This window comes from Olsenella sp. An285, from assembly GCF_002159625.1.
In the GTDB taxonomy this organism is placed as follows: domain Bacteria; phylum Actinomycetota; class Coriobacteriia; order Coriobacteriales; family Atopobiaceae; genus Thermophilibacter; species Thermophilibacter avicola.
Genome location: NZ_NFIZ01000026.1, coordinates 1 through 10,008, shown reverse-complemented (window position 1 = coordinate 10,008; position 10,008 = coordinate 1). Strand labels below are relative to the sequence as shown.

Annotated in this window: 6 protein-coding genes; all 6 read right to left on the bottom strand. The window is 64.5% G+C overall.

Features of this window, described 5'->3' with window-relative positions:
- Positions 1-2,478: S-layer homology domain-containing protein (locus B5F79_RS10705; protein ID WP_162607603.1), on the bottom strand; the 2,478-nt coding region annotated here is incomplete at its 3' end.
- Positions 2,479-3,137: 659 nt separating this feature from the next.
- Complete coding sequence (locus B5F79_RS10700; protein ID WP_158094889.1) at positions 3,138-5,327, bottom strand: S-layer homology domain-containing protein; 2,190 nt, start codon at positions 5,325-5,327, stop codon at positions 3,138-3,140.
- A 190-nt stretch (positions 5,328-5,517) separates the two neighbouring features.
- The gene (locus B5F79_RS10695; RefSeq protein WP_087221463.1) at positions 5,518-6,606 is read right to left on the bottom strand and encodes an S-layer homology domain-containing protein; all 1,089 of its coding nucleotides are present in this window, start codon (positions 6,604-6,606) and stop codon (positions 5,518-5,520) included.
- 98 nt (positions 6,607-6,704) lie between these two features.
- Entirely contained in the window at positions 6,705-7,826 is a 1,122-nt protein-coding gene (locus B5F79_RS10690) for a serine hydrolase (RefSeq protein ID WP_087221460.1), read from the bottom strand.
- A 124-nt stretch (positions 7,827-7,950) separates the two neighbouring features.
- Positions 7,951-8,919: a hypothetical protein gene (locus B5F79_RS10685; RefSeq protein WP_087221457.1), complete on the bottom strand. Its 969-nt coding sequence runs from the start codon at positions 8,917-8,919 to the stop codon at positions 7,951-7,953.
- Positions 8,920-9,126: 207 nt separating this feature from the next.
- Positions 9,127-9,885, bottom strand: coding sequence for an SDR family NAD(P)-dependent oxidoreductase (locus B5F79_RS10680; RefSeq protein ID WP_087221453.1), 759 nt, complete (start codon positions 9,883-9,885; stop codon positions 9,127-9,129).
- Positions 9,886-10,008 lie beyond the last annotated feature (123 nt).

Sequence of the window (10,008 nt, the reverse complement as noted above, 5' to 3'; positions counted from 1 at the left end):
CTCGGAGGCGTCGGAGAACTTGTCGAGGACGGACTCGTCGGCGGCGGAGTAGTCACCGAAGAGCTGCTCGTAGTTCTTGAGCATGGTGGCGAACTCCTGGCGCGTCACGGCCTGCTCCGGGCGGAAGGTGCCGTCGGCGTAGCCCTCGACGACGCCCACGCTCTTGGCCCACGCCACGGCCTGGGCGTAGAAGGCCTTGCCGTTGCAGTCCTCGAAGCCGGTCTCGTAGCCGAAGATCTCGTTGTAGACGGGCTCGGTCTCCACGAGGCCCTCGCCGTTGGCGAGGCGGTAGAGGATGGTCGCGACCTGACCGCGGGTCAGGCTGTCGGTGGCGCCGAAGACGCCGTAGGCGTTGCCCTGAGCGTCGGTGTAGCCGCTCATGACGCCGAGGTCGTTGACTGCCGCGACGGCGTCGGCGAAGTAGTCGGTGTAGGTGACGTCGGCGTAGAGCAGGTGGGAGTCCTTGACGCAGGTGAGGGTGAGGTCGGCGGGGACGACGTAGTTGTTGGCGGCGTCCTCGTTGCGGGCCTCGAAGTGGACGGTGTAGACGCCCTCGTCCGTGATCTTCTCGACCTCCGCGCCGTCCCTGAGGATGGTGACCTTGAGGACGTTCTGGATGATCTGCGGGTTCATGTCGACCCAGCTGTCGCCGTCCTTGTACTGGAGGCCGAGGCCGTCGATCTTGCCGGCCTTGGTGACACCGTAGCCGTTCTCCTTCCAGGGGAGGTACTCGACGGTGGAGACGCCGGCGTGGTCGAAGGACTTGGTGCGGACGGCGCCGGACCTGATGGTCTCGAGGGACTTCGGGGCGACCGTGATGGTCATCTCGGTGGTGCCGGAGAGCTTCACGGAGGAGCTCGTCAGCTTGAGGGTGTAGGTGCCCGCGTCGACGACCTGCTTGACCTCGGTGCCGTCAGCGCGATAGTACTTCACCTGGTACTGGTCGCGCGGGACCGGGGCGCCGTTGGAGTAGCGGACGGCGACGTCAATCTTCTTGGTGAAGTCGGAGCCGTCGTAGACGCCGTCGACGGAGGTGACGACCTCCTTGGTTCCGTCACCGTTAACGTCATAGAGCACGGCAGCATTGGCGTCGGCGTTCACGGCGTCATCGTAGACGTTGACGTACATGATGGCCCTACCGCCGAGCTTGTAGCCACTACCGCTTCCGTCACAAGTGAAAATGACGGTATAGGAGCCCGAAGTGTGCTGCCAGCCAGCCACCGTGTAATCCCTACCCGTGGTGGACTCGTAAGCAATCTTGCCGTTCTCGTCGTAGACGAACCAATAGATGTCAGAATTGGGAACGGTAGCGCCATCAACGGTTCCGTCGGCCGCATAACCAGTAACCTTGTTAAGGTTGAGAGAGGTGCTCGCGTCAGAGCCAATCACGTCGTGAGACTCGGGGAGAGCCTCGCCGTCGTAGAGGAAGTCAATCTCCTGGGCAACCTTGCGAGCCTCGAAGACGGTGTCGTTAACGATATTCGGGGTCTCGACGGCAGCCTTGAGAGTGTAGCCGTACGAACCGTTCTCGAACCAGACCCGCTCGGTGTCGGACTGGTCAGCCTTAAGCTCCTTCATGATTGCGTCATCACCGGAGTAGAGCTTGCCATCAATCCAGATGGCGAAGGTGTTCTCAGGCTCGGTCTCGCTGGCGGAGATAACCCCCTCGACCCTGACACTACCGTCAGTGCTGGCCAGATCGAGCGGATTGACGGTAATCGTATCAGAGAGGGTCAGCGTGCCGTCCCACCTGTTCATACCGCTAATCTTCGCCTTGTAGGTACCTTCGTTCTTGACGTCGGCAACGTTCTTGTCGGTGGCGTCATGGCCAGTGTAGATGTACTCGACGGTGTAGTCGGTGCCCTCCATGACATTAATCCAGTGGCCCCACTCGTCCAGGAACTGGAACTGGAAGTCATGGCTCTCTGCGTTGTAGGTCACCTCATCGGCGCCGACGATGCGAACCTGCTGAATCTTACGAGCGGTAATATCGAACGGGATGTAGAGCTTCCCGCCCTTGTACTGCCCATCAACGGCGGTAACGACAACGACGTACTTGCCGACCTCGGAGATGTCGCCCGTAATCTCCTCGCCGGTGGTCTTGCCGTCGGCGCCGCGGTTGAAGTACTCAACCTCGAAGTCATCGGTCGGGTCCTCGGCCTCAATGCGCATGTCACCGAGACCACCAGTGCCGTACATGCTGAAGGTGAACCAGCTGAGGGTGACGGGCTGGTTTTCGTCGAAGGTAGTCGTATAGATACCATCAACGAGCGAAAAGCCCCTGTCGCTGTTGTTGTGGTGGAACTCAGCCGCCGTAACCTTGGCGTTGCTAAAAGCGCCCTCGGGGTCGGCGAACATCAGGCTGGCGCCGTCGTTGACGCCGGCCGCCATGGCCACCATCGGGACCGCGCCCACGGAGAGCACGCCCACGAGGGCCGCGGTCACCGCGCGCGAGGCCTTGTTCCTGCAAGCTGTCATGTGTTGTCTCCTTTCAAAAGACAATCTAGAAACCTTGGACACAGGCGCCATTATCCCACTTTGCCGCCTTGCTCGCAACTTTGAGACGGCAAAGCGCGCAGGCAATGAGTCTGCATCCTTGCGGCATACTATCACTTGTTCCGAGCGGAGTCACGCGCAAATTCAATTTATCTTGGGAATCACGACCGCTACCCGGGGAAAACACCCGCTCGCGTGTCGTTCTCAACCGCTCGATCACCATTTGCGCGAATTCAGTCTAGCACATACTAGCTGCCCGTTATTCAAACTTCGTGACTCGGATAGTATCCGCTCCTCTCATGGATTGTCTCTCTCACCCCTCTTTTTCCCTCGCCCACCGGTTGTTACTCCTCTGAAACCTTGCGCCTTGATTCGCCTCACAAGCCTGAACCTTTCTCTTAGCCTCGCAGCACGTCCGGCACTCGGAGGCGCCCCGCTTTTTCAGCTGGAGACCCTTCACTCTCCATATCCCTTATCTATATATGTACGCGCGCGAGCGCCTTGGCACCCCGTCCGGGCCTGGAGGCTGCCCGATCTTCTCGGTTCTTCTCGCCTGTTCTTTCGCAAACATAGCAAGAGCGCCGCGACACGAACGATTCGTGCCGCGGCGCTCGCCTTGACGATTTGACCTGAGGAAACTGTCAGCCCTTCCAGCGCATGAGCATCGTTGCCGCCTCGGCGCGGGAGAGGGCCTTGCCAGAGCTCAGGTTTCCGTTGTCTCCGGTGATGATCTCCTTCCCCACGGCCCACTTCATGGCCTCGAGCGCAAACGGGGAGATCTTTGGGGAGTCGGGGAACTTCCAGACGTTGCCCGAGCCGCTGGGCTCTCCCTCCATGCGCCAGAGGATGGTGGCGAACTCCTCGCGCGTAACGCCGCTGCTGGTGCCGAAGCTCCCGTTCTGGTAGCCCGTCATGATGCCATTCTGGTACGCCCAGGCTACGGCGGGAGCATACCAGGTGCCAGCGGTACAGTCGGGGAAGCGGGTCACCACGCTCTGATTGACCGAGGGCTCGCCCGCCATGTTGTAGAGGAGCTTCGCCATCTCGCAGCGCTGGAGCCCCTTCTGGGGCTCGAACTTCGTGCCGTCCCCCTGGCCGTTCATGATGCCCTCGTCCGAGACCCACTTGACAGCCTTGGCATACCAGGCGTCCGAAGCGACGTCGGTGAACTTAGTGGGGAATACCTCGGGCTCCTCATCGTCGTCCCCAAACATGGAGCCAAAAGTGACCTCCAGCTTCACGCTGGCGTCCGGCATGGTGAAGAAGCGGGTTGCACCAGAGCCGGAGAGCGCCACGCTGGCCCCGGTGGAGAGGTTGGTGACCTTGACGCTCTTCACTATATAGAGATTGTCCGGCCAGAGAGCCACGGTCACGTAGTCGCCCGCCTTGACGCCGGAGCTGGGGTCCACGGTCACGCGCCCGTGCGCGGGCTTGTCGTAGGTGATGGAGAGCTCGGCGTCGAGGACGAAGGTCACCTTGACGGTGACGTCGGACTCGGGCATGAGGAAGTACATCTCGCCGTCCTTGCCGCCCGTGGGGACGGACTTGCCGGAGGCATCGGTCACGGTGAAGCTGCCCACCTTGTAGCCGGCGTCCGGAGTAGCGGTGACATTAACGAGCCAGCCGTAGCCTGCCTTGGAGCAATCGACGGATACCCTGCCGTGCGAGGCGCTCGCGACGCTGACGTTGTACTGCTCCTCTCCGGGGACGCTCTCTTTGATGATGACCGGTCGGACGGTGACGTCGTTGTCCGGCATGGTGAAGTACACGGCATAGGTCCCCGGCTCGTTGGCGTACTCGCTCCAAGTGACCAGATTGACGCCTTCAACGATTACGTAATCGAGAACGTAGCCCGGGTGGACCGCCACCTCGACCCACACGTCCTCACCAGGGGAGTGGTACTCGCCGATGTAGTTGCTCACGCTGCCGCCGGCGGAGGGCTGCTGGATGCTCAGCTTGTGGTCGCCGGGAAACGGGCCGCTCGGGTCTAGATGACCGGGGTCATTCTCCCTCACGAGGTCGAGGTACTGGTCCAGGAGCTCCTCGAACCTGGCGACGGTGTAGGTGTTCTTGCCGCGGGCTCCAAAGTCGAACGACTGCTCCTGAATGTAGTAGCTGCCCACGGCGCAGGCGGAACCCGTTGTCTTGTACTCGGGATTGATGATGTTGAGGTAGTGCCCGGCGTTTTTGAACTCTGTCGGGTACGTGTTCGAAAGCTCGTTGAGGGCGTCGTTGAAGCCGTGCGCGGCCTTGTAGCTGTTGAACCAGTTCCTCGCGGCGTTGCAGGCGGAGGACTCCCAGTAGCTCTTCTCCTCGTTGTAGAGGGCGTTGAAGGACTCGCTGACGGTGAAGTCGTAGCTGCCCGCGGTGAAGTTCTCGCCCACCTTGAACACGGAGGCGTGCTGCTTCGTGCTTGCAGAGTAGTTGGCCAGAATCTGGCTGATGGCCATGAGGGAGGGGTCCACGTAGAGGACGGTAAGGCCGTTCTGCACGCGCAGGGAGTTGCACTTCTCCATGATCTCGAGCGAGTCGCACATGTTGTCCAGGTTGAAGGCGCTCTTGTCGCTGGTGGGGCTGATGGTCTGGTACGAGCCGATGTTCTTGCCCGTGTTCTTCTCGTTCCTCACCGTGCCGTTGAGGGCGTCCCTCACCTTGTTTGCGGCGTCGGTCTCCCCCAGCCACTCGAAGAAGCCGGCCGACCCGTCGGCATAGGTGCCTACCGTGGCCGCCCTTGCCGGCGTTGCCGTGACCAGGAACGCCAGGGCCATGAGGACGGCGACGACACCCGCCAGGATGCCTCCGCGCCTCTGCGTTAGCGTGCGTCCACTCATGTGGAACCACCTCCCTTTTTTCAGAAACCATAAAGTCATCTTAGGGAGAAGGGCGCGCTTTTCTTGGCCTTAGGAGACGGACGAATCCGCAGATGGCAGCTGTTATTCAGACGAGTGGGGAATGTACGGGGAGGTATGTTGAGACGAGCCGGGCCGTCCGACGGGTTGACAGTTTGACCTGAGGAAACTGTCAGCCCTTCCAGCGCATGAGCATCGTTGCCGCCTCGGCGCGGGAGAGGGCCTTCGCGGGGCTCAGGTTGCCCTTGTCTCCGGTGATGATGCCCTCGCCCACCGCCCATTCCAGGGCGTCGTGGGAGAACTCCGACACGTTGGACGCGTCGGGGAAGGCCGTGAGGTCACCGGTGCCCGCGGGCTTGCCCTCGAGGCGCCAGAGGATGGTGGCAAACTGCTCGCGCGTGACCGAGTCCGAGGTGCCCAGGCGGCCGTCGTCGTATCCGCCGATGGCGCCCTTCTGGTAAGCCCAGGCCACGGCCTCCGCGTACCACTCGTCTGCAGAGCAGTCGGGGAAGCGGGTCACGAGGCTCTTGTCTGCCGACGGCCTGCCATACATGTTCCAGAGGAGCTGGGCCATCTCGCAGCGCTGGAGGAACTTGGTGGGCGCGAAGGTCCCGTCGCCCTGCCCGGTCATGATGCCCTTCTCCGCCACCCACATGACAGAGTCGTGGTACCAGTCGCCCTCGACGACGTCGGGGAAGCGGGTATCGACGAGCTGGGAATCTCCGTAGCGCGTGATGCCGTACACGAAGCCGGGGCGCGTGGAGGAGAAGGAGATCTCCCTGCCCCAGTAGATCGAGCTGTTGATGTTTCCCTCGGCAACGACGAAGGAGCTCGAGCGGACCTCCAGCACGATGACGTAGTGCGCGCCATTGTTAACGCAGAGGATGTCGCCGACTCGGGCCTCGCTGAGGTCGTAGAACTCCGTTGCAGGGCTGTCTCCAAAGGCGGCATCGCTCAGGATGAAGGCAAAGCCGGCGCAGCCGTAGCCCCCGCCAAGAACGGGGGAATGGTAGTAGTTGTCGTTGGTCCAGCGCATTCCGTTGGGATACTGGCCCCGCAGCGCCACCATGGCGTCGTAGGCCTCCTCGGGCGTGACGGCCCCCTGCTGGAGGGACGCGCCCTGGGGTTCGGCTCCTGCGGCCAGGGCCCGAGTGGGAGCCGCCATCACGGCAGGCACGATTGCGAGAAGCGCGGCGAGTGCTATCGCGAGGCGCCTCCCGCCTGCACGCCAACGCGTACCCGCTGCTATGAGACCGTTCATCTGCCCTCTCCCCTCTCTTTCATGACAAACAACCCTGTCCCTTTTGACGGTTTCCTCAGGTTGACAGTTTGACCTGAGGAAACTGTCAACCTCCCAGGCTAGCCGAGGGCCTCGCGGGCGGAGAAGACCGCCTGGATGACGCCCTCGAGGGCGGCAGCGCTGGAGTCGCCGTAGGACATGTTGGACACCGCGGCGACGAGATACGTGGAGCCGTCTATCTGGACGATTCCGGCGTCGGTGGTGGAGTTGTACTGCGGGTCCCCGCCGTACCAGCCGGCCTTGTTGTAGACCGTGGCGTCTGCGCCCGCGGATGCCAGGGCGTCGCGGATGAAGGAGACGCTCGTGTTGGCGTAGAGCCCGGAGAGCCAGGCCGCGATCTCGGAGCCGCCGCCGAGGTAGTCCCACACGTACGCCCAGGCCTTGGCCATGATGCGAGCGCTCACGTGCGGGAAGTAGCCCACGCGCGGCAGCGTCCCCGCGCCAAAGGTGCGGTCGAGCCAGTCGTAGTAGCCCAGGCTGTCGTAGTTCATGTGCAGGATGCGGAAGGCGTCGTTGTCCGAGTCGCGCACCGTGGCCTCGGCCAGATTCTGGAGGGAGTACGTGGCGCCCACGTGTCCGTACGTGCCGCTGAAGAACGGGTCGTGCTGGAACACGGTGCACGTGCTCGCCAGGGAGAGCTGCCCCGTCTCCACCAGCTCGCGGCAGAGATAGGCGACGTAGGGGCCCTTGAAGGAGCTCGCGCCATACACGGAGGTGTCCGTGCTGTACGCGATGCCCGCGCCCGTGTTGCAGCTCATGAAGATCACGCTCACGTTGCCCAGGCGCTGGGCGTTCTGGATGGCGGACTCGATGGCGGCGCGGGACTCCGCGGAGAGCTCCGGCGCGGCCGCCTGCGCAAGGGAGAAGGTGCTGAGCTCGCCCGCGGTGGGGATGGCGTTGAAGTCCAACGTGGAGAGGTCGAGGGTCTCGCGCAGCGGGACGGGCTCGGGCTCCGCCTCCTCCTCGGGAACCTCCTCGGCCTCTTCCTCGGGCTCCTCCTCCGGCTCCGGGGCGGGGGCATCCTCGATGACCTGCTCCTCCGCGGGGGCGTCTTCCTGCGTGTCCTGCGTGGGCTGGTCCACGGTGACGGTCGCACAGCCGGTCGCAAGCAGCGCGGAGAGCGAGAGCGCAGCGGCAACGACTGCCGGGCGGACGTGGCGTCTTGTGTTGCGTGCTCCCATGGCTCCCTCTCGGCCGGCGGTCCAACGCTCTCATGATACGGTGCGAACGTGGGGCCGGTGCCGCAACCGGAGAGCGCGAAAGATACAGTTTACGTGCGGGAACGTCCCCGCGTGCCGCAGGGGCCTACTCCTCCGCAGCCACGACCCACCCGCTCGAGGCGGAGTCCCACTGCATCAGCTCGCCCGTAACCACGCTCGTCCAGGAGGACCCGGTGCCCACGATGGCGTCCTGCGCCACGGCGGTGGCAAAGAGCTCGAGCCGCTCCTCGTCCGAGCCGGTGGCGTCCCAGGTGCCGAGCTGCCCGGCCTGGCCGAGCACGCTCGTGTCCACGACGCTCTTGGCAACGTCAGTGGGGACGACACCCATCCGCAGCGCGCAGAAGCCGCCCTCCCCCACGTACCCGTACTGCTGCACGTACCAGACGCAGTCCTTCTCGCCCACGCGCATGATGCCGGCGCGGGTCTCGGTGAGGACGTCGGTCTTGCCCGTGTCGTCAAAGACGAAGGACGCGCCCTCGCCCTCGAATCCAGCCGAGGCCGCGAGCTCCGTGACCTGCTCCTCGGTAAGGGGCGCCGTCGTGGGCGCCGCGAGGGCAATCGCGTCCGCGGAGCCGGCGGCGTCCGGCACGAGCACCGCGCGCTGGGCCGCGTCCACGCGCAGCGACGGCGCGAGCCCCGTGCCCAGGCAGACGTAGCCGGGGCCCACGAAGTAGTCGGAGCCCACCTCCGGCTGATCGACTCCCAGCTCCGCGAGCGCGTCATAGACGGGGTGGGACTCCTCGGTGTCCGCCATGGCATCCGGCCAGTGCTCGCCCGCGAACTCAAGCCTGCCGTTGTCCCTCCACGTGAGGCCGACCTCCTCGAGCGCGCCGTACGCGGCGGAGGGGTCTGACAGGAGATCGGCGAGGCGCAGGACCTCGGGAGCCTCCTCCTGGGTGGTGCCGGGCTGCTCCGTCTGCTCCTGGGGCGCGGGGTCCACAGGGTTCTGCTGGGTCGTTGCCGGGGCGCATGCCGCGCAGGACAGGGCCACCACCAGGGCAAGGAGTATCGCGGGGCGGCGCACCCCGCGCGCGATGCTTCTCAGGTCGGTCATGACGTCCCCCTTCCGTGGGCTCGGCGCCGGGCGCGCCAAGCTGCGTTCAAAAGATTGTACGGCAGGGGGTTGACCGGCGGCGTGACGGACGCCGCCTGGTCGATCGCGCCACGATTCCTCGACGCGCGACCCTGGAGACGCGGCGCGGCCGGGCAGCCGGGTTGGCCGTTCGACCGCGCCGCCCTGACGCTCAGGTGCCGAGAAGAGCTACAGCATGGAGCCGAAGTCGCTCACGAGAATCTGGCCGGTGAGGGCGCGGGACTCGTCGCTCGCGAGGAAGAGCGCGATGTTGGCGACGTCCTCGGGCATGCAGGGCTGGGTCTGCATGTTGGAGTGCGCGGCCATGGCGCCGATCATGTCCGGGTCGAGGCTCGCGGGGTCGATGGTGGTGGTCATGGGGGTAACGATGGTGCCGGGGCAGACGGCGTTGCAGCGGATGCCCGTGGCCTGGAAGCGCAGCGCGGTGTGCTTGGTGATGCCGATGATGGCGGCCTTGGAGGAGACGTACGCCGCACCTCCGCAGCCCTTCTCGCCCGCGATGGAAGCGATGTTGACGATGGAGGCGCCGGAGGTCATGCGCTTGGTGGCGGCACGCATGCAGCGCATGGTGCCCTTCTGGTTGGTCTCGACGATGCGGTCGAGGTCCTCGTCCGTATAGCGGTCGATGGGCTTGAGGCCGGCCTCGAGCACGCCCGCGTTGTTCACGAGGATGTCAATCTTGCCGTACTTCTCCTGCGCGGCGGCCATGAGGTTCTCGGGGTCCTCCGGCTTGGAGATGTCCGTGGGGACGACGTAGGCCTCGCCGCCCGCCTCCGCGATCTGCTCGGCGACCTCCTCGAGCGCCGCGGCGCGGCGCGCGCTCATGACGACCTTGGCGCCCTCTGCGGCGAAGAGCTTGGCGATGGCGGCCCCGACGCCGGAGTTCGCACCGGTGACGACGGCAACCTTGTCTGCGAGACGGTTCATGGCGGTCCTTTCTCTGGTGGATGGCGTGCGCTTGACGTCTGCGTAGCGCAGCGTATCTCGTTACGCCAACGGGGCGGACGTGGTTTCGGCGCGGGGCGGCGCACCCCGCGCGCGATGCTTCTC